The following is a 25,829-nucleotide window of genomic DNA, read 5'->3' as shown; positions in this document are numbered from 1 at the left end:
TTCCCTCAAGGGTTAATCCGCTTTTGGGGTTTTTATGTAGGGCGTAAGAAGTCAGGGTCAAGTTTTTTAGCCACAAGGGGTATTCCAAATGGCGAAGTATATAGCTCAGCGATTGATAGTGATGTTCTTCATTCTTTTGGGAGTGTTGACCATCACCTTCGTTCTGAGCCGAGCTCTTCCGGGTTCCCCGGTAGAAATGATGCTGGGGAACCACCCCACGGTTGAGCAGATTGCCGTCGCACGGGAAAAACTGGGGTTGGATAAGCCTCTGCCGATCCAATACTTCAATTACATCGGCGATCTTCTGCGAGGTGATTTTGGCACTAGTCTGCGCAGCGGGCGGCCGGTGGTGGAGGAAGTGGTCAGGCGGGTTGGCGCGACTTTTGAGCTGACATTCCTGGCGATGTTCTGGGTGGTGGTGCTGGGGGTGCCGATCGGTGTCATCTCAGCGGCGCGGCAGAACTCATTGGTCGACAATGTGGCACGAGCGGGGTCCATCGCCGGGACGGCGTTTCCAGTTTTCATCCTGGCCATGGGCTTGCAGTTGCTGTTCTACGGCAAGCTCAACTGGTTGCCCCTGCAAGGACGTATCGATGCTTCCATTCTTCTCGATAGCCCTTTTGAGCGTGTGACAGGCTTTTACCTGATCGACACTCTGCTGGCCGGTAATTTCGTAGCACTGTGGAGCGCCATCAAACACCTGACGCTACCCGTGCTTACCCTGGTCGTCGTGACCTTGGCCACTGTCACCCGGATCACCCGAAACATGATGGTGGAGGTGCTATCCGAGGAGTACATCCGTACGGCCGTTTCTTACGGTGTACCCAAGTGGCGTATCCATTACGCCTATGCCCTGAAGGCGACAATGATTCCGCTCCTGACAGTGGTGGGCCTGACCTTCGGTTACCTGCTCGGTGGTGCGGTAGTCGTTGAGTTCGTTTTCGATTGGCCCGGCCTGGGCGGCTTCGTGGTGTTTTCGATTGCCCAGAATGATTTCCCCGCTGTGATGGGAGCCACCCTGGTGCTGGCCACGACGTATCTGTCGATCAACCTGATCGTTGATCTCTTGTATCACCTTGTTGATCCGAGGTTGCGAGTCCAATGAGTATCCAAGACGTATCCCTGTCCATGCCCTCGCGAGCCCCATCATGGCGTATCAAGGCCCTGGCGTTTGCCTGCGATAACAAGTTGTTTGTGTTCGGCGCGCTGTTATTGCTGCTGATAATCCTGGCGGCAGTCTTCGCCCCCTGGCTTGCACCTTATGAACCGAACAAGATTGTCTTTTCCCAGAAATTGCTGGCACCCAACTGGGCACACTGGATGGGCACCGACGAGTTTGGTCGCGACATTCTTTCACGGGTGCTTTATGGCGCACGCACCTCGCTGATCATCGGAGTGAGCGTGACTCTGATTGCGATGCTGATCGGGATTCCGATTGGGCTTGTTTCCGGTTACTTCGGTGGTCGAGTGGATACACTGCTGATGCGACTCTCAGATGTGTTTCTGGCCTTTCCGCCGCTGTTGTTGCCGATCGCTATCACCGCTGCGCTGGGATCGGGATTGGCCAACGCCATGTTAGCGCTCGCTGTCTCCTGGTTTCCCTGGTACGCGAGGATCATGCGCGGTGCGGTAGTACGGGTTCGTTCAGAAACCTATATCCATGCCGCCCGTTCCATGGGCGTCAGTCACTGCCGTATCTTGCTTCGCCATGTACTGCCCAATGCCACCACGCCTGTGATCGTGCAGGGCTCCATGGACTTTGGTTACACCATTCTCGCCGCTGCCTCGCTGAGCTTTATCGGGCTGGGGGCCAAACCGCCCATGATCGAATGGGGGCTGATGGCCGCAGCGTCGCGCTCGCAGTTGCTCGAGAATCCCTGGACGGTGCTGTTTCCCGGAGTGGCGATTTTTGTCCTGGTGCTGGCCGTCAACCTGGTGGGTGACGGGCTGCGCGATGTGCTCGATCCAAAGAAGGGGACGCGCTGATGATCGACGAATCCTTGCAATATTCTGCTATCGAGCGTCTCGCCGCTTCGAATAACGACGCAGCTCAAGACCTGGTGCTGGAAGTGGAAGGGCTGACGGTGTCTTTCCCTGGTTTGTTCAAGACCGTAAAGGCCGTACGCGGCATCGACCTCAAGGTAAGGCGCGGCGAGATCCTCGGGTTGGTGGGGGAGTCGGGCTCGGGCAAGTCTATGACGGCCATGTCCTGCCTTGGATTGATGCCTGAGGCCGCTCGGCTGGGAGGCAGTGTCAGGGTCGCCGGACAGCAGGTCAACGGCGCGTCGGCGTCGCAGCTGGCGGTTTTGCGTGGCGGTGGCGCGGCGATGATCTTCCAGAATCCGATGAAGGCGCTCAACCCGTTCTTCACCATCGGGCGGCAGATGTTCGATGTCATCGGCTGCCATCGGCAACTGAGTAAGGCACAAATCCGCGCCGAGGCGCTGAGCTCGCTGGAAGCGGTGAGCATGCCCGACCCCCCTCTGGCGCTGGCCAAGTACCCGCACCAGATGTCTGGCGGTCAGTTGCAGCGCGTGGTGATTGCCATGGCGCTGGCCTGTCGGCCGAAACTGCTGATCGCCGATGAGCCGACCACGGCGCTGGACGTCACCGTGCAGGCGCAGATTATCGCCCTGCTGCGCAAGCTGGCACGGGAGCAGGACCTGGCGATTCTGTTTATCACCCACAACCTGGGGGTAGTGGCTTCGCTCTGTGACCGGGTGGCGGTGATGTATGCCGGCGAAGTGGTGGAGTGTGGTCCGGTGGGCCAGGTGTTCAAGCGACCTGCACACCCCTACACCCTGAAGTTGATGGGCACCGTGCCCAAGTTGGGGCAGGGACCCCAGACCCTGGGCTTCATCCCGGGGCAGGTGCCGAACATGGCGGCTCCCCCGGCTGGCTGTGCCTTCAACCCACGTTGTGAACGCGCCACGGGACGCTGCGTTCACGCTGCGCCGAGGGTGGAAATCGGCGAGGGACACTGGGCCGCTTGCCACAACACGTTAGTCAAGGTGTGAGGCTTCTTTGAAAGGTAAACGGCTATGAATAACAACAAACAGCCCGCACTGCTGAGCGTCAATCAGCTGCACAAGACCTACGCCAGCCGCGACGGCCTGGTGACCGCCATCGACCATATCAGCCTGGAGGTGCAGGTCGGTGAGACGGTCGCGCTGGTGGGGGAATCCGGTTGTGGCAAAAGTACGGTGGCCGCGACCTTGCTCGGTCTGCTGCCAGCCGATAGTGGGCAAATTCTGGTCGAAGGTCGGCCGCTGCCCACTGATGCCAGGGAGCGGGGCAGGAGCTTGAGTATGGTGTTCCAGAATCCCTACGCCTCGCTGAACCCAAAAATGACGATTAAGGCGATTGTTGCCGAGCCGCTGAAGGTTGCCTTTGGTTTGCGCGGTAGCGCCTTGCACGCGCGCATTCTCACGCTGCTGGGAAATGTGGGGATGGGCGAGGAGCACATGGAGCGCTATCCCCATGAATTCTCCGGTGGCCAGTTGCAGCGTATCGCTATCGCCCGGGCTCTGGCGCTGGAGTCAAAACTGCTGATCCTCGATGAGCCTACGGCGGCGCTCGACGTGTCGGTCCAGGCCCAGGTGCTGCAACTGCTCAAGACGCTGCAGACCGACAATGGCCTGAGCTACCTGTTCATCAGCCACGACCTTGCGACGGTCGAGTATCTGGCGCAGCAGGTGCTGGTGATGTACTTGGGGCGCATCGTCGAGGCCGGGCCTGTGGAGCAGGTGTTTGGCCGACCGCGTCATCCCTACACGCGTGCGCTGCTCAATTCAGTGCCCTCCATCGACCCGGAGCGCCGTGACCAGTTGCAAATCCTGAGTGGCGAGATCCCCAGCCCCTTGAACCGGCCTGCCGGGTGTCACTTCGCGCCCCGTTGCCCGCGGGCCAGTGAGCGTTGTCGCCGAGAGGTGCCAGCCGAGACCCAGGATCACGGCCACCGCTTTTCTTGCCACCACCCTCTGAACGATGAGAGCTGAACCCCTATGTACAATAAAAAAGACATGACCGCTCCCGGCATTGGTTATCAGGACCTAAGTTTGATGCAGGGCTATCCGCCGTCCCGGGAAAAGCAAGTCGGCCTGCATAATTGGGACAGTCCGCCCTATAACCGCTGGTCGTTCCAGCACATGAGCCAGTTGTTTCCGGTGGCCGCTATTCATCGCAGTCCTGGACCGGTCACCGAACTCGAGCGCAACGAACGCTCACTGGACGACGTACGTTTCCAGCGGGTCGACGGCGGACAAACCGATCTGGCGAGCTTCTTGATCGACAGCTACACCGATGGTTTTTTGGTGCTTCATCAAGGCAAGGTGGTTTCGGAGCAGTATTTCAACGGAATGCAGCCGCACACGTTGCATCTGTTGCAATCGGTATCCAAGACCGTCGTCGGTAGCCTGGTCGGCAGGTTGATCGGCCAGGGCAAAATCGATCCTCAAGCGCGTGTCAGCCACTATGTGCCCGAGCTTTCGGCAAGCGGTTATGGCGACGCTCGGGTACAGGATCTTCTGGATATGCGGTCGGGAGTGAGATTCAGGGAGGACTACACCGATCCGGATGCTGAATTCATCCAGTTGGATATCGCCTCGGGTTGGCGTGAACGGGGAGAGCGAGAGTCACCTGACAGCATTTATGGTTTGTTGAAGTCGCTAAGTAAAGACCGTGAACATGGCCAGTACTTTGAGTATCGCTCAGTGGATACCGACATGTTGGCCTGGGTCTGTGAGCGGGCCTGCGGCGAGCGGCTGCCCGTTTTACTGAGCCGGGAAATCTGGTCAAGACTGGGGGCAGAGCAAGACGCGAATATCACCCTCGATAGCGTTGGAACTGCATTGGCCGATGGCGGGATGAGCGCCACGCTGCGTGATCTGGCGCGCTTTGCCCAGATGTATCTGCAGGGTGGACGTTTCAACGGCCAGCAGATTGTTCCAGAGAAGTTTGTGCGTGCATGCGGACGTGGTTCCACACCGGCTTTTGAAGTCCTCTATGGCTTCTACGTCAAGAGCTTTCCTGGCGCGGCCTACAGTAATCAGTGCTGGGTATTGGACAGTGAACTAGGTACCTATTCGGCGCGTGGAGTATTTGGGCAGAGTATCTATTGGGATCCGGCTTCTGAAGTGGCAATCGTAAAACTTTCCAGTTGGCCGGATTTTATCAATCCAGAGTGGACGTTGAATACCTTCCGTGCTTGTTCCGCTGTGGTTGAAGAACTGCAACGCAGCTGACGCGGGAGTATGAATGACCGCGGCTTGTCAGACACCTCCTTGCCTTAATGAAGAGGTGCCATATACAGGCGCTGCATAGCTACACCCAGACCCTGCTGGCCGCCGGCGGCTGACCCTCCCGGCCCGCACCTGGACGCTGTTAACAGCCTTCGTCCTGGCGGGCCTTACCCCTTTTATCCAGACCGCGCTTTTGCCGTGGCCGGGATAGTTGTTGCCAAAAAAAATAAGACCTAGAGAAGAGATGGAGCGACCATGAACTTGAATACAACCCGGGCCTTGCGCTCATTGACCCCACTGGCGCTATTGGGCGCCCTTTCCAGCCCTGCGATGGCGATCCAGGTTACCGACAACCTCGATCTCGGCGGTGCTGTTCGGGCGCGTTGGGACTATGACCCGGATCGCGACATCCAGACGTTCAACTTCGACGCCGCGATCCTCAGCGCCAAGTACAACTCCGACACCTGGATTGGCGAGGCCAAGTACCGTTTCTACGGGCGAGCCTACCCTTACAAGTATACAAATAATGTCGGTGACGTTCAGTTCGCCGAGTTGGCGTGGATCGGCTACAAGTTCAACCCCGACCAGCAGGTCCAAGTCGGCCTGAACCAGCTGCCGTTCGGTTTGCAGCCCTACTTCGGCAGCACGTTCTATCAAACCCTGGGCAGCGTCATGGGACTGGAAGACATCGAAGAAGTTGGTGCCAAGTACATCCAGCAAAGCGGAGACTGGAATATTCAGGCCGGTTATTACCTGCGCCCGGCCTGGCAGGGCAAAGGCACCAGCAACGGTGAAACCTACTCCACCGTGGTCTCCGAAGCGGACAGCTATGTCACCGACGGCAGCAACAACCAGGAACGCAACACCGTGGTACTGCGGGTGGCCAAGGCGCTGGACCTTGGGCCGTGGAAGTCCGAAGTCGGGATCTCTGGCCTGACCTCGTCCCTGGAGAACCGCGACACCAACAACGATGGCCGGCGCAATGCCATGGCGGTGCACTACATCGGCAAAAACGGCCCGTGGGGCGTGCAACTGCAAGCCGCGCGGCAGCAGATGTCCCCGCGCAACCCCGGCACCGATGAACTGGTGACTTTCGGCGGTTACGACGGCACCTTCAACGTCGCCAGTCGCGGCAACTTATACGTGGCGGATGTGAGCTACGACGTCAGCGGCAAGTACCTGTTCGATCAGATCAGTGGTGTGAAGCTGTACGCCAACTACAGCGCCTTCGATAAATCCGCGGACGATTTCAAGACCTCGCAACGGATGATTTTCGGTACCTCGTTCTCCCTCAGCAAACTATGGATCGCCACGGAATGGTTGTACGGCAAGAATGATCCGGTCATCGGTGGCGGCAGCCTCACCCAGAGTCTGGGGGCCGGTGGTAGTAACCAGTGGGAAAACCAGTTGTACATGAACATCGGTTATTACTTCTGATCCGGTTTTTTTGGCAATAGCCCTAAAGTCCTTTTCGCGAGCGAGCTGGCTCCCACAGGTTTAGCGCATAACCTATGGGCGAGCCTGAATTGGTCAAGTAAGTCCGGTCACCGATTACGGTGTTTATGCCGCTTTTTGCTCCATGGCTATTGGCGACAGGAAGTTGTTGTAGCTGTGGAGCCTTGTGCGGTTGCCTGGGTATTTAATTTGGGTTTCTACACGGCCCTTGGTTTAACGAATCCTCTCTCAACTTCGAGGCATTAATCATGACGGATTTGCTTGCACAAAAAGATGTTAAAAATCACCTCCATCCTTATACGGATGCTCGACTTCATGAGGCGGATGGCCCCCTCATTATCGAGCGTGGAGAAGGAGTTCATGTTTATGATAATCAAAATAAGCGATACATCGAGGCGATGTCAGGGCTATGGAGTGTAGCGCTTGGTTTCAGCAACCAGCGGCTGATCGAGGCTGCCGAAAAGCAGCTACGTACACTGCCGTTCTATCATGTGTTTTCCGGCAAAGCACACCGTCCCAGCATCGAACTCGCCGAAAAATTGGTGGAGATGGCTCCGGTGCCGATGAGCAAAGTGTTTTTCACCAACTCCGGCTCTGAGGCAAACGACACGGTAGTTAAGCTTTTGTGGTACCGGAACAATGCTCTGGGGAAGCCCGCCAAGAAAAAGTTCATCAGTCGGCAGAACGCCTATCACGGTGTCACTACCGTAAGTGCGAGTCTCACTGGGCTGCCGGCAAATCAGCGCGGTTTTGACGTTCCCCTGCCGGGCTTCCTGCATGTCAGCTGCCCGCACTTTTACCGATATGGTCGAGCAGGTGAAACAGAAGAACAGTTCGCCGATCGCCTCGCCCGAGAACTGGATGATCTGATCATCAAGGAAGGCCCTGAGACGGTCGCAGCGTTTTATGGCGAACCGCTGATGGGAGCGGGGGGTGTGATCATTCCGCCGAAGACCTACTGGGAAAAGATCCAGAAGGTGTGCCGCAAGCATGACGTCTTGATTGTCGCGGACGAGGTCATCTGTGGTTTCGGTCGAACCGGCAATATGTTCGGTTGCGAGACCTTTGATATCAAACCAGACGTCATGGTGGTTTCCAAACAGCTGTCGTCCTCCTATCAGCCCATTGCAGCCATACTGATCAACGATGCCGTTACCAAGGTATTGCCGATCAGAGCCATTCTATCGGCACGTTAGGGCATGGCTTCACGGGTAGCGGGCACCCGGTAGCGACTGCAGTCGCCCTGGAGAATCTTAAAATTATCGAAGAGGAGGGCCTGGTTCAGCATGCTGCTGAAATGGGGATTATCCTTCGCAAAGGGCTTCAGCAGTTTGCTGATCATCCAATGGTTGGCGAGGTTCGTGGTGTGGGGTTGATCGCTGCCGTTGAGCTGGTAGCCGACCGGCACACAAAAGAGCCTTTTGAGGCTGTTGGCAGACTCGGGCGGTATCTGTCCTCTCAGGCCCAGGAGCGTGGAATGATCAACCGAGTCATGGGAGATGCATTGGCATTCTGTCCTCCGTTGATCTCAACGGAGAAGGATATCAATGAAATCCTTGGAGTTTTCGGGGCTTCTCTGGATGCGACACGGCACTGGTACCTCAAACACACTGCACAGTAGTTAACGTCACTCACTATAGGCAGAGCCGGAATGCGGAATCCTCCGGTCTGCCGCTTCGTACTCGCTTTGTCCTTTGGCCAAATGAGGCTCAAGACGGCATCCCTGGTCAGGATGGAGTCTCATCAGGACAAAGCACCTTTTTATGTCCGTTAGGGATTTGCGCGGCCAGGACCCGCAGGCGTACTCTTTGTTCTGATCGCCCCACCGATAGCGATAGAAAAAGCTGACCGACACACCGTCATTACGGACTGAGATTCGACCGGCGAGATTGCCATCCTCCCTGAAGATTCGGCCGGCATCATCGGCGGTCAGCGACTCGAGTTCTTTGATGGTGATTTTGGCCATAAAATGAGTTCCCCCTACTTTTCCCCCACAAAAACGTCGGCTCTTGATGGCCGTTACTGGACTCTCGTAGAGCCGAACACCGCGGCAGCTCAAGCAAATACTCGGTTGGAAAAATTCAGAGTAAAATTCTGGAGTCTTTCAAGAAGTATGAAAAAGGAGATGGGGTGCTAGGGGGCGAGTGTTCGAATCACTCCGTCCCGACCATATAATTCAAGGGGTTGCGAGATTTTATTTCGCGACCCCTTTTTATTTTTTGTCGGTCCAATCCTGGTGCCTGTTCTCCAGCAGATTGCCGCAGCGTTTCAGTTTTCCAGGCGTAGCGGTGCCTGCGCACCGACTGCCGTGCTGGCAGTCGGAGTGAGCTCTGTAATGTGGGCGGCGGAGCGTAAGGGCATGAGCGGGGTTTGCCATGGGCCGGGTATTCGAATGTGACATGGGTTTTCCGCGTTTAGAGGGCGTGCAACCCGGCAGCGGAATTTTGAACTCCCGATCCAGGGGCGTCGGCTTAATCGTTAGAACTGTTCTGCGCTCAGGCCATACAACGAGGCACTGCCGGCCCGAATGGACTGCTCCAGGCTCAACATGCGTGGTAGCAAGCGCTGGATGTAAAAGTCGGCGGTGGCGATTTTCGCATCGTAGAAATCTTCGTCTTCGGCGCGTTTCTGCCGGGCGACCTGAGCCATACGCGCCCAGAGCCAGGCGTAGGCGACGTAACCGAAAAGGTGCAAATACTCCACCGAGGCAGCACCGACTTCATTGCGGTTGGTTGCCGCCCGATCCTGCAGCCAGTCGCTGATGTCTTCCAGCCGCTGCACGGCATCGAGCAGCTGCGTGGCATAGGGTGCATCGGGCTGAGCGGCGAAACGGCGAATCTCGCCGGTGAACTGGCGAAGCACGACGCCTTTATCGGCGAGCACTTTGCGTCCGAGCAGGTCCAATGCCTGGATGCCATTGGTGCCTTCGTAGATCTGCGCAATGCGCACATCACGGACCAATTGTTCCTGGCCCCATTCGCGGATGTAGCCATGGCCGCCAAAAACCTGCTGGCCATTGATGCAGTTTTCCAGGCCGGTGTCGGTAAAAAACGCCTTGGCCACTGGCGTCAGCAGCGCAACCAGGTCCTGCGCACTGTCGCGCTCGCTGGCATCGTTGGAAAACTTCGACAGGTCCAGTTGTTGCCCGACATAACTGGCGAACGCGCGGCCGCCCTCGGTCATGGCTTTCATGCCGAGCAGCATACGCCGCACATCCGGGTGAACGATGATCGGGTCGGCCAGTTTGTCCGGGGTCACGGCACCAGTGGGCGCCCGACTCTGAATGCGTTCGCGAGCGTAGGCGACGGCGCTCTGGTAGGACGCCTCGGCGCAGCCGATGCCCTGAATGCCGATGGACAGGCGTTCGTAATTCATCATGGTGAACATCGCCGCCAAGCCTTTGTTCTCCTCACCGACCAGCCAGCCACTGGCTCCGTCGAAGTTCATCACGCAGGTGGCCGAGGCCTTGATGCCCATCTTGTGTTCGATCGAACCACAACTCACGGCGTTGGCAGCGCCGAGGGAGCCGTCGGCATTGACCAACACTTTAGGTACGACAAACAGCGAAATGCCTTTCGGACCAGCAGGCGCGTTCGGCAGTTTGGCCAGTACCAGATGCACGATGTTTTCAGTCAGGTCCTGGTCGCCGCCGGTGATGAAAATCTTGCTGCCGGTGATCTTGTAGCTACCGTCAGCCTCAGGTTCGGCGCGGGTGCGGATGAGCCCGAGGTCGGTGCCGGCATGGGCCTCGGTCAGGCACATGGAGCCGGCCCAGCGGCCTTCATACATCGGCGGCAGATAGATTTTTTTCAGGGTGTCGCTGGCGTGGGCATCCAGCGCCAGGCAGGCACCGGAGCTCAACGCCGAATACAGAGCGAAACTTGAGTTGGCGCCGTAGAGCATCTCTTCGAACTGCACGGCGAGCATTTTCGGCATGCCCATACCACCGAATCCGGCGTTGCCGGACAGTCCCACCCAACCGCCTTCGATGTAGGTAGCGTAAGCCTGTTTGAAACCGGTGGGGGTGGTGACCCGACCCTCATGCCACTGCGCGCCTTCTTCGTCGCCGCTGCGATTGAGGGGCGCAATCAGGTGCGAGGTGACTTTTGCCGCCTCCTCAAGAATGGCGTCTGCCGTATCGGTGTCGATGCTGTCGGCCAAGGCCGGCAGGCGCGCCCACATGGCCGGGGCATCGAACACTTCGTGCAGCACAAAGCGCATGTCGCGTAACGGAGCTTTGAATTCGGGCATAACGTGAACCTCGTTGGGTCGATTGTGTCATGGGCAGGGCACTGCCGAATTCGGCCTGCACGAACCCGCAGCAGCAGGTAAAACACCTGCTGCTTGATGGATGCAATGTCAGATGGGGTTAGAGCGCCTTGGCCCGGTCGCGCAACACGTACTTCTGGATCTTGCCTGTGGAAGTCTTCGGCAAGAGCGTGAAAACCACTGTTCGCGGCACTTTGAATCCGGCCAGATGCTCACGGCAGAAACTGATGATGTCGGCCTCGCGAACGTCCTGGTGATCAGCCTTCAAGGTGACGAAGGCGCAGGGCGTTTCTCCCCATTTCTCATCGGGACGGGCGACCACGGCTGCTTCCAACACACCCGGGTGGCGATAGAGCACGCCTTCGAGTTCGATGGTGGAGATGTTCTCGCCGCCCGAGATGATGATGTCCTTGAGCCGGTCCTTGATTTCGACGTAACCGTCGGGATGCCAGACGGCCAGGTCACCGGTGTGGAACCAGCCGCCCTCGAACGCTTCGGCAGTGGCGGTCGGGTTCTTCAGGTAGCCCTTCATGACAGTGTTGCCGCGCAGGAAGATCTCGCCGATGGTCTGGCCGTCGCGCGGGGTTGGCTCCAGCGTTGTGCAATCGCCGACCATCACGCCTTCCAGCGTCGGGTAGCGCACGCCCTGTCGCGACTTGATTTGCGCCCGCTTCTCCAGAGAAAACTCATCCCATTCGGCGTGCCAGGCGCAGACCGTCACCGGTCCATAGGTTTCGGTCAGGCCAAATACGTGAGTGACCTTGATGCCCATCTCTTCGACGGCACCGATCACTTTGGCCGGTGGCGCAGCGCCTGCAACCAGGGCGTTGACCGGGTGATCGATGGCCGCTTTGGCTGATTCGGGCATGTTCACCAGTGCATTGAGCACGATCGGCGCACCGCACAGGTGAGTGACCTGATGCTCGCGGATCAGCGTGAGGATTTTCTGTGGATCGACCCGGCGCAGGAATACGTGCACACCCGCCAGGGCGGTGATGGTCCATGGGTAGCACCAGCCATTGCAATGGAACATCGGCAGGGTCCAGAGGTACACCGGGTGGTTGCCTATGGCCCAGGTCATCTGGTTGCCCAATGCGCTCAGGTAAGCGCCGCGATGGTGGTAGACCACGCCCTTGGGGTTGCCGGTGGTGCCTGACGTGTAATTCAGCGAAATGGCTTGCCACTCGTCGACCGGCCATTGCCAGTCGAATGCCGGGTCGCCTTCGGCCAACAGCGCTTCGTAGTCCAGGTCACTCGCGGCCTGGCCTTCACCGTATTCCGGGTCATTGACGTCGATCACCAAGGGCGGGTGATCGAGCATGCCAAGCGCCGCCTGGATCACCTCATGGAACTCGCGGTCGGTAATCAACACCTTGGCTTCGCCGTGCTGCAGCATGAAGGCGATCGCCTCGGCATCGAGGCGCACGTTGAGCGGGTTGAGCACGGCGCCGATCATCGGTACACCGAAATGCACTTCAAGCATCTCGGGAATGTTGGGCAGCATCACCGCGACCGTGTCGTCCTTGCCGATACCGCGACCGGCCAGCGCCGAGGCCAGGCGTCGGCAACGGGTGTAGGTCTGCGCCCAGGTGCGACGAATCGAACCGTGGATCACGGCGGGGTGATCAGGATAAGTGCTGGCGGTGCGCTCGATGAAACTGAGCGGAGACAAGGCTATGTGGTTCACAGCCGAAGGGCCTAGGCCTTGGTCATAGATGGACATGTGCGGGTACTCGATGGCTGATTGTTAGCTCTATGGTTGACCTCGCCGAGGCCACCTTCAAAGTCCGGATTACCTTATATAACATTCTGATGTGAGTATGGAAGTACAACCTATGTCATATAGTATATATACTATATTTTATTCTTTTGACTCCAAATCACCGCCGCCAGCCAGCCAAGGCTGGTATATGCTTGGTTTCCCTGACGAAGTGGACCCGCAATGATCCTGGCTCCCGTTCGATTGCACAGTTGGTTGCGCCTGCAGCGCGAGGGCGTGTCTCTGGCCGCCCGGGCCGATGCGTTGTGTCGGGCGCTGCAGGATTGCCCCGAGGTGCAGCGGGCGGTTTACCTGAGTTGGCAGCCCAATGCGCGGATCTACAGCCATGAGGGCACCGCCCAGCATTTTCCGCCGGGACTTGGCGACCCGGCGCTGGCCAGCGACCAGTTGCTCTTCGAGCATCTGGTCGAGGCAGGGCGCCTGGACCTGTCTCAAGTCCGTCAACTCGATTGCTGGTTGTCCGGCCGGTTGCGGCGGGCCGCGATCAGCCATGGCCAGGTATTCGATCTGGCCTTGCAGCCGGGGCAGCCGGGGTTGTTGCTGGTGCAGGTGTGCGAGGGCGTGAGTCTCGATTGGCTGGGCTGGGTGCAGGATTTGCTGACGACGCTGCTGAGCAGCGTCAACGGCATGCTGCGTGGTTCGCCGCTGCTGGGCCACGATCCACAACCGAGCCTGTTGCTCGATGCACAAGGTCGACCGCTGGAGTTCAACGCGGCACTGATGGCGCTGCTCGCCGAGAAGTCGCTGACCGATGTGTTGGGTTTTTTACCGGTCAATCATCGGGTGCTGGTGCGTGCCTGCCTGGACCAGCAACGCGCCATCGAAGGTGTCGAGGCTCAGTTTGAAGCGCAGATCCTGATCTGGACGTTCATCCCCGACCCCCAGGACAACCGAGTGCTCGCCCGTTGCCGCGACGCCACGGCTCAAGTGCTGGCGGAGCGTGAAGCGGCCACCGCACGGCGGCTGTACCGGCTGATCATCGAAAACACGACCGACCTGATTTCCCGTCACACGCCGGATGGGCACGTTATCGATGCGTCACCGGCATCCTGGACCTTGCTCGGTTACTGGCCCGAAGAGTTGCGCGGGCAATTGGCCCAGGACCTGTTTCATGGCCAGGATCTGGCCGGTCTGGTGCAGCGCGCGCGTGATGCGCTGGAGCAGGATGGCTATCACACCATGACTTATCGCATCCGCCATCGCGACGGCCATTACCTGTGGTTCGAAACTGCCAGCCGGGCGATCCGGGAAACCTACACCGGGACAGTGGTAGAAGTCGTCAGCGTATCCCGGGACATCACCGCCCGAGTGCAGGCCGAGGAGAACAAGCGACGCTTGGCCGAAGTGGTCGAGGCCAACATCGATCCGGTGTTGTTCATCGCCCCCGAGGGCCAGGTCACTTACCTCAATCCAGCCGCGCGCCGGATCCTCGGGATTGATGAGCAACAACCCATGCCGGCCCTGGCCGCGTTGTTCGCCAGCGGCGACCTTGCGCGCCTGCAACGCGATGGCTGGCGGAGCGCCGAGCGCGACGGTGTCTGGAGCACCGATGCGCGGTTGCAACCACCGGGTGGCGGCACATCGGTGCCGGTGTCGCTGGTATTGCTGGCGCACCGTTCCGCCGGGGGCGAGCGTTATTACTCATTGGTCGCGCGCGACATGACCGAACGCGAGCTGCGGGAAGTGCAACAGCGCCGTCATCAGGATGAGCTGGCACACACCGCACGGTTGGTCACCCTCGGTGAACTGGCCTCGGGGATCGCCCATGAAATCAACCAGCCGCTGGCTGCCGTGGTCAATTATGCGAATGCGAGCCAGCGCTATCTTCAGACACTGGATTCCAACCCCCAGGCCGCTGCAAAGGTGACGCAAGGCCTGGAACGCATTACCCATCACGCCACCCACGCCTCCGAAGTGATCCGGCGGTTACGCGCCTTTTTGCGCAAGGGACAGCGGCGCATGCAGGCGCTGAACTTGACCGACGTCGCCCGCGAAGCCGTGCGCTTGTGTGCCTGGGAGGCGAGTAATTGCCAAGTGACAATCGAGGATCGACTGCCGGATAATCTGCCACCCGTTTATGCCGACCGCGTATTGCTGGAACAGGTTCTGCTCAATCTGTTGCGCAATGCCATCGATGCCAACCGTGAACAACATCCCGGGCTACCTTCGCAGATCGTGATGACCGTGGAGCAGGGCAGTGGCGCCTGCGTGGAAATCCGTGTGCGAGACCAGGGGCCAGGCGTCAGCGAGCCGGAACTGGAACAGATATTCACCCCGTTCTACACCAGCAAGGCCGATGGTCTGGGGCTCGGTCTGTCCATGAGCCGCAGCATCATCGAAGGTTTTGGTGGCGAACTGAATGCCCGGCGTCAGCCCGTCGGGCTGCTGATGTGTTGCCGCTTGCCGCTGGCCGGCCCGACAAAACAACAACAATAGGAATCAGGTAATGGCAGGTGTAACGGAGCAGGTTGTGTACGTGGTCGATGATGACCAGGGCATGCTCGAATCGACGGTCTGGTTATTGGAGTCGGTCGGCCTCAAGGCTTTGCCGTTTACCAGTGGCGTCGCGTTCCTCGATGCCTGCGATGCGAGCCTCGATGCCTGCGTGTTGCTCGACGTGCGCATGCCCGGTATGGGCGGGTTGAACGTGCAGGAGGAAATGCGTGTGCGCCAACTGAACCTGCCGATCATCTTCGTCAGCGGGCATGCGGATGTGCCGATCGTGGTGCGCGCGTTCAAGGCCGGTGCCCATGACTTTATCGAGAAGCCCTACAACGAACAGCTGTTGCTGGACAGCGTGCAACAGGCGCTCAGCAACTGTGCCGCCAACCGTTCGGGCAACCAGGGTCACGAAGCCTTGCAGGCGCGCTTGCTGAGCATGACCCCGCGCGAGCGCGATGTCATGTTACCGCTGGTGCAGGGGTACACCACCCGCGAAATCGCGGAGCAACTGGGCGTGAGCGCAAAAACCGTTGACCTGTATCGCGCGCGCGTCATGAAACGCATGCAGGCCGACACGTTGCCGGAACTGGTGGGCATGGCCATCGCGGCGCAGATAGTCGATCCGCTGAAGTTGCGTTGATCCCTTGCTCTTTATATTTCCAATGTTGTCGGCTGCTTCATCATGGTCCTCGCGGATTGACGTTGACTGGCAAGCGGTATTTACCGGCTCACAGCGACCGTCCGCTACTGGCCGAGGCAGTGTAAAAACACTTTCGTGCAGATGCAGCCATCAAAATCGGCGCGAAAAGCACGCGCCTACGCAACATGCAGCACAGCCCGTAGAGTCCAGATTGCTTTGGTACACCATTTTCCCTCCAGGAGGCACAGTACGGTGACATGAGATCCTGGCGGACAGTTTTGGCACTTGCCCTGCATTGACCGCCGCGCCTGTATCGCCTATGGCTGACTCAACTACGCTTTAAGTGAAGGTTGAAGACTGCCGAACCCGCTCCTGGGAGGGTCCCGTGAACAGTCACTGGTGGCGCCGCCTGCTCTTGGTGATGATACTGGTCTGGCTACCGACGGTTTCGACGACGGCGTCGGCTGCGGGCAGTGTCGTGATTCTGACCGTCAACGATGCTATCGGTCCGGCCAGTGCCGACTACGTGGAACGCGGCTTGATACGTGCGGTGACCGAGGGCGCACAGTTGGTGGTCATCAACCTCGACACCCCCGGCGGGCTGGACACTTCGATGCGCTCGATCATCAAGGCGATTCTGGCCAGCCCCCTGCCAGTGGCCAGTTTCGTTGCCCCCAGTGGCGCACGCGCGGCCAGCGCCGGCACCTATATTTTGTATGCCAGCCACATTGCCGCCATGACCCCGGGTACCAACCTGGGCGCCGCTACGCCGGTGCAGATCGGCGGCCTACCCGGTACCGCACCCGAACCACCTCGCTCACCCACCACTGACAAGAACTCTCCGCCTGAGCTACGGGACACCTTGACTCGAAAACAGATCAACGATGCGGCGGCTTACATCCGTGGTCTAGCGCAATTGCGCGGACGCAATGCCGACTGGGCCGAACAAGCGGTACGTGAATCGGTCAGCTTGTCGGCCGACGAAGCGCTCAAACTCAAGGTGGTCGATTATGTGGCCAATGACGTGGCAGACCTGCTCAAGCAACTGGACGGTAAGAGCCTGAATGTCGCCGGTCAGACGTTGAAGCTGAGTACCGCTGGGGCTGCGCTCATCGATCATGCGCCTGATTGGCGCACACAACTGTTGGTGGTGATCACAAACCCCAGCGTGGCATTGCTGCTGATCATGTTCGGGGTCTATGGGTTGATATTCGAATTCATGAGCCCAGGGTCGGGCGTCGGTGGAGTGCTCGGTGGCATCTGCCTGTTGCTGGGGCTGTATGCCCTGCAACTGTTGCCCGTGAATTACGCCGGGGTCGGACTGATTCTGCTAGGGCTCGCCTTCATGATCGCCGAGGCGTTTCTACCGAGTTTCGGTGTAATCGGCTTGGGTGGGGTGGTTGCCTTTGTCGTCGGCGCAGTGATTTTGATGGACACCGATGTACCGGGTTTCGGCATTCCGTTGGCGCTGATCATCGGCATGGCACTGTTCAGCGCCCTGTTGCTGATGACTCTGGTCGGCATGGCGCTCAAGGCCCGACGCCGTGCCCTGGTCAGCGGCGATGCGGGCTTGGTCGGCAGCCTGGCTACGGTGACGGGGCTGCTGCCGGGTCTGCCGATGAGCGGCTGGGTGCAATTGCAGGGCGAAAAATGGCAAGTTCAGAGCCGCTCGCCCCTGCACCTGGGCCAACAGGTCCGGGTGGTGGCGCGCACGGGTTTGATGCTGGAGGTCATTGCATCGGATGAAACGCCACCGCGAGGAGGTTGATCCATGTTGGCGCTGATGCGGTTTTGCAGGCTGTCGGCTAATTTAACCAGTTCAGGATCAGGCTTGACTCGTTTGGCGCGCTTGGGTTTTGGCTCGGTCATTGGATTTCCTTGGGGTAGGCAGTCTCCTGCCAATTGACCGGTTACACAAAACTAATCACACCCTCCTGCGGGAAAGTCAGATCTGACAGACATCAATAAAAACGAGTGACTGTCAGATCAGGTATGGCTCACAGCAAAGAGTCCCTACGGCGTTGAAGGGTAAAATGCGGATGTTTTTTTGGTGGGCTGCAAGTATTCAGTCAATCCCTGGAACCACATCACTTCAACAAAATCACCGCTGATCTCCAGGTCTTCTTTATGCAATCCTGTCAGAAATGCATCTTTACTATCTTTTGCTGACAAAATGGCGAAACCTTTTTCTGCATCTCTAAACGACAGGGTGAATTTTGGCTTTTCAGTCAAGCCGGCGGAAGATTCTATCTTGCCGTTTTTAATGGTGAAGTAGCGACCCACTCCATCCTGCGTTCGTATTTGAAAGACCAGCTCCTTGCCCTTAACGTATTTTGCGCAGTCAGGGCTTTTTTTGATCGCTCTTTGTAATAGCCTGGTCAAAGCCCATAACAAAAATTTAAACTTCAGCATGGTGAGTTTGCTCCGTGAGTCATTACTCGTCGAGGAACTGAATGGCGTGTTTCAGAAAACGCTCAGGGCATTGAAATTGAGCGCCGTGGCCAGCGTCCGGGTATAGGACTAGCTGGGCGTTCGGAATATTCTGAGCCATGTACCAGGAGTTAACTGTTGGAACCATAATGTCATTCATGCCGTTCAGGATGAACGTCGGCTGTTTGATCTCGCGCAGATGATTGAAAGGATAGTTAGGGTCCAGCTTTGGCAAATAGTACATATTGGCTTCGATCTGGGCCTGTATCACTTCAGGAGAGCTGGGCGGGTCCTGGTCGACACGCTGATGACGGCGCTCCCAGAAGTCGCGTCCGGCCTGTCGCGCCGCCTCGGATCGTCCGAAGAACAGGAATAGAAAGTCTTCCAGGGTCGGAACGGGGCGGGGTGCAGCTTCCAGCACTCCAGGGTCTGAATCCGGATTACCGCCACGAGGTCCGGTGCCGAGCAGCATGAGCTTGCGCACGAGGTCGGGATGGCGTCGTGTCAGGTCTTGGGCTTGAAAACCACCGAGTGAGAAACCTAGAACATCGACCTTGGACAGGCCCAGCGCGCGGATCACCGCAGCAGCATCGTCGGCCATGTGTTCGATCCGTGTCCGCGGTTTTCCGGATGATGAGGCAATCCCGCGACCGTTGTAGAGGATGACCTCGCGCCCCGTAGCCAGGCCATCGGTCATGAGTGGATCCCAATGATCCATACCGCCGCGAAAATGTTGAAGGAAGAACAGGGGAGGCTGTCCTGTTGTATTGTTGCCCCAGCGGCGATAGGCAAATTGATCACCATCAACTTCCACGAAGCGGGTAGGGGTGGTGAAATGGGTGTCGGTCATGTTGAAGTCTTCCAGGTGGTGGTTGTGGCGATCTGTGCGAGCGAGCCTCGGGCTCAGGCCCGTGCGCGCATGCGCCGCGTACGGAACGTGCCCCAGCCGCTTTTCATCACTGATTTTGAAAATGCCCACAGCCCACTTTCGTTGGGACGCGGATCACCGCCATTGGCGATTCGTTTGAGCTGCAGCGTGTACCAGAAGATTTCCATGACGCCCATCTGATCGATTTGCTTGATGCCTGTGGTGATCGGTCGTACACGTTGCGAACTGTCCTGCCCTTGCAGCAGGGCCGCCGGTGCCTCGGGATCAATGGCCAATAACCGCGCGAGGCCAATGACATCGAGCGCTCCAGAACGCAGCGCAGCGTTCATGGCGGCGGCACTGCGAAAACCGCCAGTGACCATCAAAGGCACCTTGATCGAGGCACGCACCTTTTCAGCAAACTCAAGAAAGTAAGCCTCACGCGCTACGGTGGATGCTTTCTTCGTCTCCTGGAGGCCGCCGCTCATGGCTGGAGCCTCATAGGTGCCCCCCGAAATCTCAATCAGGTCGATGCCTGCTTCGGCGAGCGCATGAATCGTCGCCATCGATTCCTCTTCGGTGAAGCCTCCGCGCTGGAAGTCTGCGGAGTTGAGCTTGATGCCGACGGGATATTCGGCACCGACCTGGCGGCGAATCTCGGCGTAAACAGCCAACACGAAACGTCGACGCTTTTCCGGGCTGCCACCCCATTCATCCGTACGCCGATTGTGGTGCGGCGAGAGGAACTGGTTGATCAGATAACCGTGCGCGCCATGGATTTGCACGCCGCTGAAGCCGGCCTCCTTGCAGATGGCCGCGCTGCGTCCAAAGCGCCGGATGATGTCTTCGATCTCGGCCGTGGTGGCTTCGCGTGGAGTCTCGAAGAGCGCGGCCATGTCCTCGCGAAAGGGCACGGCCGATGGCGCGAGGTTGCTGGCATTCAAGCCTTTGGTCGACTGCTTTCCGGGGTGATTGAGCTGCACCCAGATCGCCGCTCCCTGCTTGGTTGCCGCACGAGCCCACTGGCGTAGCACAGGCAGGTCCGCTTCATCCTCGATCACCACGTTGCCTGGTTCACCGAGTGCACGCCGGTCGATCATCACATTTCCGGTGATGAGCAAACCAATGCCCGAGGCGGACCAGCGCCGGTACAACTCGACCAGTTTCAACGTCGGGTGATTGTTGTAGGTGCCCAGCGTTTCGCTCATGGATGCCTTGGCGAGGCGGTTGCGAAAAACGCTGCCGTTCGGGAGCTGCAAAGGCTGGTTCAGCAGATTTTCTTCAGGTGAGGCGGCGGTCATGGTGAGTTCTCTATAAGGTCTGATTCAAGATTGAAGGGTGTGCAGCGGGATGGCGTTCGATACCCGCGTGTTTTTCACTGGGATGTACGACATGGCATGCTCGGTCAGTGCGGTAATCGTCAGGCTTGGATTGACCCCGAGATTGGCGCTGAGCATCGAGCCGTCGCAAACCAGCAAGTTCTGATAGCCGAAGACCCGGTTCTGTACGTCCATCACGCCGCGCTCCGGCGAGTCCGCCATCGCACAGCCGCCCATGCAGTGCGCCGTGGTCGGGATGTTGAACAAGATCTCGGAGAGAAAAGTGGTCGGTATGCCACCGAGCGCCTTTGCGCCCTTTTCAGCAAAGGCATTCGCCTCTGGAATGAAGGTGGGGATGGGGCCGCCTTCGCTGGCGAGCTGTTTCGCGAACGGCCAAAACCAGCGACGCTTGAGCCGCATATCGAGAGACGCGTCCGCTGTCTGCATCACCAGCAGTAACATGGTCTGACGGGCGAAACCTGCGGGGTTGTGCACGAGCAATGCTTGCAGTGGATGTTTGAGCAGCGTCCATAGCCAGGTCAATATTCGCCTCCACCCCGGGCGCCCGCCGCACAGCAAGGTCATCATCAGGCCTATCGCATCCGAGCCTTCCGGGTAGCGCACGACTCCGATATGGGTGTGCTCATCGAGATAGATGCTGCCGCCCCCCGCCAGTCCCGGCGACATGCTCTTGTCCGCTGCCGGAAAGCGTATGCCGATAAGGGATTCGGCATTGGTGCGCACACGTTTTCCGAGGTCGTCGCTGATGCGCGGCAATGACCCGTTTTGCTTGAGCCGGAACAACAATTCCATGGTGCCCAACGACGAGGCGGCGAAGATCACACCGCGGCAGCGAAAACTGCGGCGCTGTTTGGCGAACCAGGCGGTCGAGCGTTCAGTGAAGACTTCATAGCCATCACTGCCGTCTTCTTTGCCGTTGAGCGGTCGCACGCCCACCACCCTGGTCTCGGCAAAAACCTGGGCGCCACGCTTTTCTGCGAGATAAAGGTAGTTCTTGTCGAGTGTGTTCTTGGCGTTGTGCTTGCAACCCATCATGCAGCCACCGCACCCGGTACAGGTTCCGCGCGCCGGGCCTTCACCATTGAAGTAGGGATCCGGGTAGGTCTGGCCGCCTTCTTCACCCTCGGGAGCAAAGAAGGTACCAACGCGTGGGAGGTGAAACGTGTGGCCCACACCTTGCAAATCCGCCATTTTCCTGAGGCGTAGATCAGCCTCGCCCATGATCTTGCTCTCTGTCACGCCCAGCATCTTCTCCGCCGTGGCGTAGTACTGCGGCATGATCCGTTTCCAGTCCGCCAGGCCGGCCCAGGAACCCTCATTCCATACGCTGTCGCGCGGTGTCAGCAAGGCGTTGGCATAGGTGATGGATCCTCCACCGACAGCGTTGCCGCTGACGATCATCACGTGACGGAACAGGCGCATGTTGTAGAAGCCGAACATCTTCAGCCCGGGTCGCCACATCCAGCGCCGCGCGTCCCAGTTGGATTCTGGAAAGTCCTCGGCCGTCCAGCGTCGGCCCATCTCCATTACGCCAACGTGGTAGCCCTTTTCTGTCAGCCGGAAGGCGGACACGCTGCCACCGAATCCGGAGCCGATCACGATGTAGTCGAAATCGAAAGATGGATTCATTGCGTGCTGCTCAGGTAAGCACCGCGTAGAGGCGTGAAAAAACGGGTCATGCTGCGTCTCCTTATTTTTGTAATGGTGCTGCGGACACTGGTGGCAGGAGTGACTCTGTCAGGATGACTATACCATTCGTATATTTGTATCGCTATATGAACAGTATAGTATTGTTGGATTGCAGACGTAGACGCAGGAAGGGGGGAAGTCAGAAACGATAGGTTATCTGTGTACCTATAATGTGCGCGCTGTTGTCGTATTTTGCGCTGTAGCCGGGCTGTACGCCGGTTGTATTTGCCTGGCTGACAGAGGTGGTCGATTCCCATAGATAGCCGTAAGCCAAATCGATGGTCAGGTCGGTGTCGGGAGAGAAACCTATTCCCAACGTCACGGCTTTTCGGTCGCCCACGGGGAGTCGGACGTTTCGATCGGCATTGCGGGCAGGTGATGGATCGTAGGCGAAGCCGCTGCGCAACAGCCATTGCGGGGAAAGCTGGTAAGAGGCCCCAACGGCCATCGACCAGGTGTCATGTAATTTAAAGTCATCTCCGAAGCTGTTAAAACCCAGTTGCTGGCCCAGCGGCGGTACGCCACTATTGACCGCTTCGATCCTCTGAACGCGGCTCCATCGGGTCCAGGTCGCGCCCAGGTAGCCAGTCCAGCGCTCGTTAAAGTGATGGGTAAACGATGTGTCCAGCGACTCTGGCAACGTGATGTCTATTTTATTGCTGTATTTGCCATCGAGACCGAAAGCACTTGGCGAGTTGCTCACCTGCGTATGGCCGTTGACGTGAAAATCAAGTTTTGAATGATAGGTGACGCCCCACGTGGTGGAGTCGTTCAGGTCGACCATCAGGCCGAAATTATAGCCAACGGCGTTATCGTTACCCTTGATAGTGATCTTCGTGTCGGTGCCCCCATTGAGCTGCCCTGTGGCCAAATAGGTTTGCATATTGTTTTCGATACGATTCAATGTCAGCCCGCCTCCGACAGAGACATGATCATTGATGCGATAAGCAACAGCGGAGTTCAGGGTTTTAACTTGAACCTTGCTATAGGAGCCATGGTAGCGTCCCTGGAACGAACTTTCGTAATCGTTCACAAGACCATAGAGCGCGTACATGCCCAAGCCGAAAGTGAAACGTTCGTCAATCGGTATGGATAAATAGCCAAAAGGGATTGTCGTCAGGGGCACGGAATCTCCTTTGTGGGTGCCTGATGCATCGCCATGAGCGTTTTTAATATCGCTATTGACCTTGAACAAGGCGAACCCTCCGCTCACTTCCCTGCGCTTTATCTTGCTCAGGCCGGCCGGATTTCCATAGACAGTACTCGCATCCAGAGCAGCGGACGAGCGCCCGGCATAAGCAGTTCCGGCGCTGCTGACGCTTTGCTCGTTAATAGATAAACCATTGGCTAAAGATAAAGTTGCCTGCCCACAGAGAGCCAATGACATAGTGGTTATGAACAACGCTCTGCTTGACTTGAGTATCAGGGTGGACCTTGTCTCAAGATGACGTTTCAAACACGGCGCTGATCTCTGGGAAGGGCTAAGTGCAGAAAGGTGTTGATGGTTCATCTGGGGTACCTGTTGTTGTTATTGTCGGGATGAATGGAAATCTGGGCGGCCGTACGCATCAACAGTGCCGGCTGGGCTGAAGTAGGAGAGTGTTAATTGGGTCTTGCGGATATGTAGTTGTTTTTTAGTTGCAGAGCCCTCTCTGGAATATCACGTGCTCAGGCGATCGCCGTATTTATATATTTGGGGGTTGCAAGTTGGGGCCAGACTGAGCCGCGTGCGGTTACAAGGATGCGGGCAGCGCGCAGGTAAGAGGTAATGGCGGCTGTCCCCCTCGACTCGCATGACGCGAGAGAAGGGGAAAGGGAGAGGACCTGCAGTCCTAGGGCTTGTATTCGAGTACTTTGCACACTCGTGTGAAGGCGGGTCGATCCCCTTGCAACAGCTTTGCATGACCTTCGCGAAGTGCGCGAGTTGGCGTGATCTGGCGCAGGACTAACGCAATGAAGGTTTCCATGTCGCATTGTATTTTGACGTCGATGGGCTCTTCGCTCGGCCCGGAGCGTGCCAACAGGTTCCCGTCGTTGACTTGAATGTGGAAGACTTCCGCCCCCACCTGGAACTCGTACAACTCCTGCAAACCGGCGCTCGCTGCCGAATCGTTCGAGCCTGTCAGGCAAAGAGCTATGAGCTCCGCACGAGCACTGGACGGATCGATGCGTTCGTCGATCGGCAGGCTCAGCCCCCAGAAACCCAGCGCGATCACCGGCTTGCGTAGTTGCTCGCCCAAGTCCGTCAGCTCGTAAGCGGGCGTGGCGGAAGGTGTGTGCAGGGTGACTTGTTGAATGACGCCGTTCTGCACCAGCATGGCCAGGCGTTCGGACAGTCGGTTTGTACCCATTGCAGGCAGGATCGCGAGCAGATCCTTGAAACGCTTCGGACCTAACAGGAGTTCGCGAATCAAGAGCAGCGTCCAGCGATCCCCGAGTACGTCGAGCGACCGGGCTAAGGGGCAGAGTTGACCGTAGGTTTTGTTTGTCATGGCGCATTGTACAAAATTCCGCTCAGTTGAAACACAGTGAAAAGCCACTGCTGCCTCAAGTCGAAGGCATTGGGCGCTGTTCCAGGCCCTTGGACGGCTGATCTCACGGTCGCTTTCATGTATCGCTCACTGAACAGGTCGAGTCATTCTTATTGATTTCACTATACCGTCCGCTTAGTCATTGCGCTATATAAAACGTATAGCAATGCGACAAGCCTGTCCGTTATCGCGCAATGCGTTGGACGACCCAGCGGGTGAGAGCCGCAGGCGCGAGACGTGTAGTGAACGACAGGAATCCGGCTTGCATGCCGACTGTCCAGTGGGTCTTGTGGATTCGTCGTTTCGACGTCGCGCAAGCCCACACGGTCGATGCGACGTCGTGCGAGGTGAGCCGGATACCCAGCGATCTGACGCTGGGGATACGTCCGTAGTCATCTGCCATTGCAGTCTTTACGAAGCTCGGCCAGATATCGCTCACGCGAATGCCGAACTTTCCCCATTCGAGGTCGAGTCCTTCGGTGAATCCGCGCACGGCGAACTTGCTCGCCGAGTAGGTTGTCAGTTCGGGCTGGCCGTAGATGGCGGTGGCGGAGGCCATATTGATGACATGAGAGCTGGGCGTGCCTCGCAGGTACCGGAAGGCGCTGTGACAGCCGTTGATCATTCCCTGAACGTTCACGTCAAGCATGGCCTGGTGTCTGGTCAACGGTACGGCTTCAAATTGCCCGGCGGCAAGAATCCCGGCGTTATTGAGCAACACATCAAGCCGCTGGCCGCTGTGTGCCCAGAAATCCACAAGCGCTTGCTTCCAGGCTTGGGGATCGCTCACGTCGAGCGCACCGCAGACGGCGTTGCCCTCTCCCAGGGTCGCGGCGACCGCAGCGACACCCTCTGAATCGATATCGTATAGCCCCACGAACCAACCGCGCCGCGCAAACAACTCAGCGCAGGCGCGACCGATTCCCGAAGCCGCGCCTGTGACGAAGATGGCGGGTCTCCATTCAGGAAGAAGGGATTGAGTCGGGTTTCCGGTTGTTTGATTGCTCTGTACCACAGTGATGTGCGGTTTCATTTCAGAGGTTCCCTTCAGGAGCTGAGCATTCAGGTTTTGTCTGCAGGTCAGTGCATATTGCGAGAGTAATATAACGGTGTTATGTTTTGCAATAACAGTGTTATTCATCTCT

20 protein-coding genes and 1 pseudogene are annotated in these 25,829 nt (G+C 58.0%); 11 read left to right on the top strand and 10 right to left on the bottom strand.

The features are described from left to right. The first annotated feature begins 88 nt into the window (after positions 1 to 88). From ACM6IK_RS05910 to ACM6IK_RS05875, 8 genes are all read left to right on the top strand, one after another. A complete protein-coding gene (locus tag ACM6IK_RS05910; protein ID WP_414873554.1) occupies positions 89 to 1,105 on the top strand; it encodes an ABC transporter permease in 1,017 nt (338 codons plus the stop codon). After that, the gene (locus tag ACM6IK_RS05905) at positions 1,102 to 1,986 is read left to right on the top strand and encodes an ABC transporter permease (protein ID WP_414873553.1); all 885 of its coding nucleotides are present in this window, start codon (positions 1,102 to 1,104) and stop codon (positions 1,984 to 1,986) included. The genes ACM6IK_RS05910 and ACM6IK_RS05905 overlap by 4 nt, the downstream gene beginning before the upstream one ends. Continuing rightward, positions 1,986 to 3,017 carry an ABC transporter ATP-binding protein gene (locus ACM6IK_RS05900; RefSeq protein WP_414873552.1) on the top strand — a complete coding sequence of 344 codons (1,032 nt, stop codon included), beginning with the start codon at positions 1,986 to 1,988 and terminating at the stop codon, positions 3,015 to 3,017. Before ACM6IK_RS05905 ends, ACM6IK_RS05900 begins: the two co-directional genes overlap by 1 nt. A gap of 24 nt (positions 3,018 to 3,041) precedes the next feature. Next, positions 3,042 to 3,998, top strand: a complete 957-nt coding sequence (locus ACM6IK_RS05895; RefSeq protein WP_414873551.1) for an ABC transporter ATP-binding protein — start codon at positions 3,042 to 3,044, stop codon at positions 3,996 to 3,998. A 6-nt stretch (positions 3,999 to 4,004) separates the two neighbouring features. Then, on the top strand, positions 4,005 to 5,243 hold the full coding sequence (locus ACM6IK_RS05890; RefSeq protein ID WP_414873550.1) for a serine hydrolase domain-containing protein: 1,239 nt from the start codon (positions 4,005 to 4,007) through the stop codon (positions 5,241 to 5,243). A gap of 252 nt (positions 5,244 to 5,495) precedes the next feature. Then, the gene (locus ACM6IK_RS05885) at positions 5,496 to 6,677 is read left to right on the top strand and encodes a hypothetical protein (protein WP_414873549.1); all 1,182 of its coding nucleotides are present in this window, start codon (positions 5,496 to 5,498) and stop codon (positions 6,675 to 6,677) included. Positions 6,678 to 6,943: 266 nt separating this feature from the next. Next, on the top strand, positions 6,944 to 7,891 hold the full coding sequence (locus ACM6IK_RS05880) for an aminotransferase (protein ID WP_414873548.1): 948 nt from the start codon (positions 6,944 to 6,946) through the stop codon (positions 7,889 to 7,891). Further along, on the top strand, positions 7,858 to 8,316 hold the full coding sequence (locus ACM6IK_RS05875) for an aminotransferase class III-fold pyridoxal phosphate-dependent enzyme (RefSeq protein WP_414873596.1): 459 nt from the start codon (positions 7,858 to 7,860) through the stop codon (positions 8,314 to 8,316). Before ACM6IK_RS05880 ends, ACM6IK_RS05875 begins: the two co-directional genes overlap by 34 nt. 137 nt (positions 8,317 to 8,453) lie before the next feature. On the opposite strand, the pseudogene ACM6IK_RS05870 reads toward ACM6IK_RS05875, so the two are convergent. The 3 genes and pseudogenes from ACM6IK_RS05870 to ACM6IK_RS05860 form a co-directional block, all read right to left on the bottom strand. After that, a pseudogene (locus ACM6IK_RS05870) lies at positions 8,454 to 8,661 on the bottom strand (site-specific integrase); the annotation flags it as partial. A gap of 512 nt (positions 8,662 to 9,173) precedes the next feature. Further along, on the bottom strand, positions 9,174 to 10,946 hold the full coding sequence (locus ACM6IK_RS05865) for an acyl-CoA dehydrogenase C-terminal domain-containing protein (protein ID WP_414873547.1): 1,773 nt from the start codon (positions 10,944 to 10,946) through the stop codon (positions 9,174 to 9,176). Positions 10,947 to 11,064: 118 nt separating this feature from the next. After that, positions 11,065 to 12,687 (bottom strand): acyl-CoA synthetase, encoded by a 1,623-nt coding sequence (locus tag ACM6IK_RS05860; protein WP_414873546.1) that lies wholly within the window; start codon positions 12,685 to 12,687, stop codon positions 11,065 to 11,067. Positions 12,688 to 12,906: 219 nt separating this feature from the next. Here ACM6IK_RS05860 and ACM6IK_RS05855 point away from each other — a divergent pair, with 219 nt between their 5' ends. From ACM6IK_RS05855 to ACM6IK_RS05845, 3 genes are all read left to right on the top strand, one after another. After that, entirely contained in the window at positions 12,907 to 15,180 is a 2,274-nt protein-coding gene (locus ACM6IK_RS05855) for a PAS domain S-box protein (RefSeq protein ID WP_414873545.1), read from the top strand. Positions 15,181 to 15,190: 10 nt separating this feature from the next. Then, positions 15,191 to 15,826 (top strand): response regulator transcription factor, encoded by a 636-nt coding sequence (locus ACM6IK_RS05850; RefSeq protein WP_414873544.1) that lies wholly within the window; start codon positions 15,191 to 15,193, stop codon positions 15,824 to 15,826. Positions 15,827 to 16,211: 385 nt separating this feature from the next. Then, the gene (locus ACM6IK_RS05845; protein ID WP_414873543.1) at positions 16,212 to 17,594 is read left to right on the top strand and encodes an NfeD family protein; all 1,383 of its coding nucleotides are present in this window, start codon (positions 16,212 to 16,214) and stop codon (positions 17,592 to 17,594) included. Between the two features lie 245 nt (positions 17,595 to 17,839). Here ACM6IK_RS05845 and ACM6IK_RS05840 read toward each other — a convergent pair whose 3' ends face one another. The 7 genes from ACM6IK_RS05840 to ACM6IK_RS05810 form a co-directional block, all read right to left on the bottom strand. Continuing rightward, complete coding sequence (locus ACM6IK_RS05840; protein ID WP_414873542.1) at positions 17,840 to 18,238, bottom strand: SCP2 sterol-binding domain-containing protein; 399 nt, start codon at positions 18,236 to 18,238, stop codon at positions 17,840 to 17,842. Positions 18,239 to 18,260: 22 nt separating this feature from the next. Continuing rightward, the gene (locus ACM6IK_RS05835) at positions 18,261 to 19,106 is read right to left on the bottom strand and encodes an alpha/beta fold hydrolase (protein ID WP_414873541.1); all 846 of its coding nucleotides are present in this window, start codon (positions 19,104 to 19,106) and stop codon (positions 18,261 to 18,263) included. A 53-nt stretch (positions 19,107 to 19,159) separates the two neighbouring features. Next, complete coding sequence (locus tag ACM6IK_RS05830; protein WP_414873540.1) at positions 19,160 to 20,425, bottom strand: NADH:flavin oxidoreductase/NADH oxidase family protein; 1,266 nt, start codon at positions 20,423 to 20,425, stop codon at positions 19,160 to 19,162. Between the two features lie 24 nt (positions 20,426 to 20,449). Then, positions 20,450 to 22,093 (bottom strand): GMC oxidoreductase, encoded by a 1,644-nt coding sequence (locus ACM6IK_RS05825; protein WP_414873539.1) that lies wholly within the window; start codon positions 22,091 to 22,093, stop codon positions 20,450 to 20,452. A gap of 199 nt (positions 22,094 to 22,292) precedes the next feature. Beyond that, on the bottom strand, positions 22,293 to 23,540 hold the full coding sequence (locus ACM6IK_RS05820; RefSeq protein WP_414873595.1) for an outer membrane protein transport protein: 1,248 nt from the start codon (positions 23,538 to 23,540) through the stop codon (positions 22,293 to 22,295). A 445-nt stretch (positions 23,541 to 23,985) separates the two neighbouring features. Continuing rightward, the gene (locus tag ACM6IK_RS05815; protein WP_414873538.1) at positions 23,986 to 24,645 is read right to left on the bottom strand and encodes a winged helix-turn-helix transcriptional regulator; all 660 of its coding nucleotides are present in this window, start codon (positions 24,643 to 24,645) and stop codon (positions 23,986 to 23,988) included. 223 nt (positions 24,646 to 24,868) lie between these two features. Further along, entirely contained in the window at positions 24,869 to 25,717 is an 849-nt protein-coding gene (locus tag ACM6IK_RS05810; RefSeq protein WP_414873537.1) for an SDR family oxidoreductase, read from the bottom strand. Positions 25,718 to 25,829 lie beyond the last annotated feature (112 nt).

This window comes from Pseudomonas sp. IT-196MI5, assembly GCF_949767415.1.
GTDB lineage: Bacteria > Pseudomonadota > Gammaproteobacteria > Pseudomonadales > Pseudomonadaceae > Aquipseudomonas.
The sequence above is the reverse complement of the archived record's forward strand: the minus strand, read 5'-3'. Positions and strand labels throughout refer to the sequence as shown.

Coding starts and splice junctions, on each gene's coding strand:
- ACM6IK_RS05860 (WP_414873546.1), bottom strand. CDS start 12,687: ATGTCCATCTATGACCAAGGCCTAGGCCCTTCGGCTGTGAACCACATA.
- ACM6IK_RS05905 (WP_414873553.1), top strand. CDS start 1,102: ATGAGTATCCAAGACGTATCCCTGTCCATGCCCTCGCGAGCCCCATCA.
- ACM6IK_RS05810 (WP_414873537.1), bottom strand. CDS start 25,717: ATGAAACCGCACATCACTGTGGTACAGAGCAATCAAACAACCGGAAAC.
- ACM6IK_RS05890 (WP_414873550.1), top strand. CDS start 4,005: ATGTACAATAAAAAAGACATGACCGCTCCCGGCATTGGTTATCAGGAC.
- ACM6IK_RS05815 (WP_414873538.1), bottom strand. CDS start 24,645: ATGACAAACAAAACCTACGGTCAACTCTGCCCCTTAGCCCGGTCGCTC.
- ACM6IK_RS05910 (WP_414873554.1), top strand. CDS start 89: ATGGCGAAGTATATAGCTCAGCGATTGATAGTGATGTTCTTCATTCTT.
- ACM6IK_RS05820 (WP_414873595.1), bottom strand. CDS start 23,540: ATGTCATTGGCTCTCTGTGGGCAGGCAACTTTATCTTTAGCCAATGGT.
- ACM6IK_RS05900 (WP_414873552.1), top strand. CDS start 1,986: ATGATCGACGAATCCTTGCAATATTCTGCTATCGAGCGTCTCGCCGCT.
- ACM6IK_RS05835 (WP_414873541.1), bottom strand. CDS start 19,106: ATGACCGACACCCATTTCACCACCCCTACCCGCTTCGTGGAAGTTGAT.
- ACM6IK_RS05895 (WP_414873551.1), top strand. CDS start 3,042: ATGAATAACAACAAACAGCCCGCACTGCTGAGCGTCAATCAGCTGCAC.
- ACM6IK_RS05855 (WP_414873545.1), top strand. CDS start 12,907: ATGATCCTGGCTCCCGTTCGATTGCACAGTTGGTTGCGCCTGCAGCGC.
- ACM6IK_RS05850 (WP_414873544.1), top strand. CDS start 15,191: ATGGCAGGTGTAACGGAGCAGGTTGTGTACGTGGTCGATGATGACCAG.
- ACM6IK_RS05830 (WP_414873540.1), bottom strand. CDS start 20,425: ATGACCGCCGCCTCACCTGAAGAAAATCTGCTGAACCAGCCTTTGCAG.
- ACM6IK_RS05885 (WP_414873549.1), top strand. CDS start 5,496: ATGAACTTGAATACAACCCGGGCCTTGCGCTCATTGACCCCACTGGCG.
- ACM6IK_RS05880 (WP_414873548.1), top strand. CDS start 6,944: ATGACGGATTTGCTTGCACAAAAAGATGTTAAAAATCACCTCCATCCT.
- ACM6IK_RS05865 (WP_414873547.1), bottom strand. CDS start 10,946: ATGCCCGAATTCAAAGCTCCGTTACGCGACATGCGCTTTGTGCTGCAC.
- ACM6IK_RS05825 (WP_414873539.1), bottom strand. CDS start 22,093: ATGAATCCATCTTTCGATTTCGACTACATCGTGATCGGCTCCGGATTC.
- ACM6IK_RS05840 (WP_414873542.1), bottom strand. CDS start 18,238: ATGCTGAAGTTTAAATTTTTGTTATGGGCTTTGACCAGGCTATTACAA.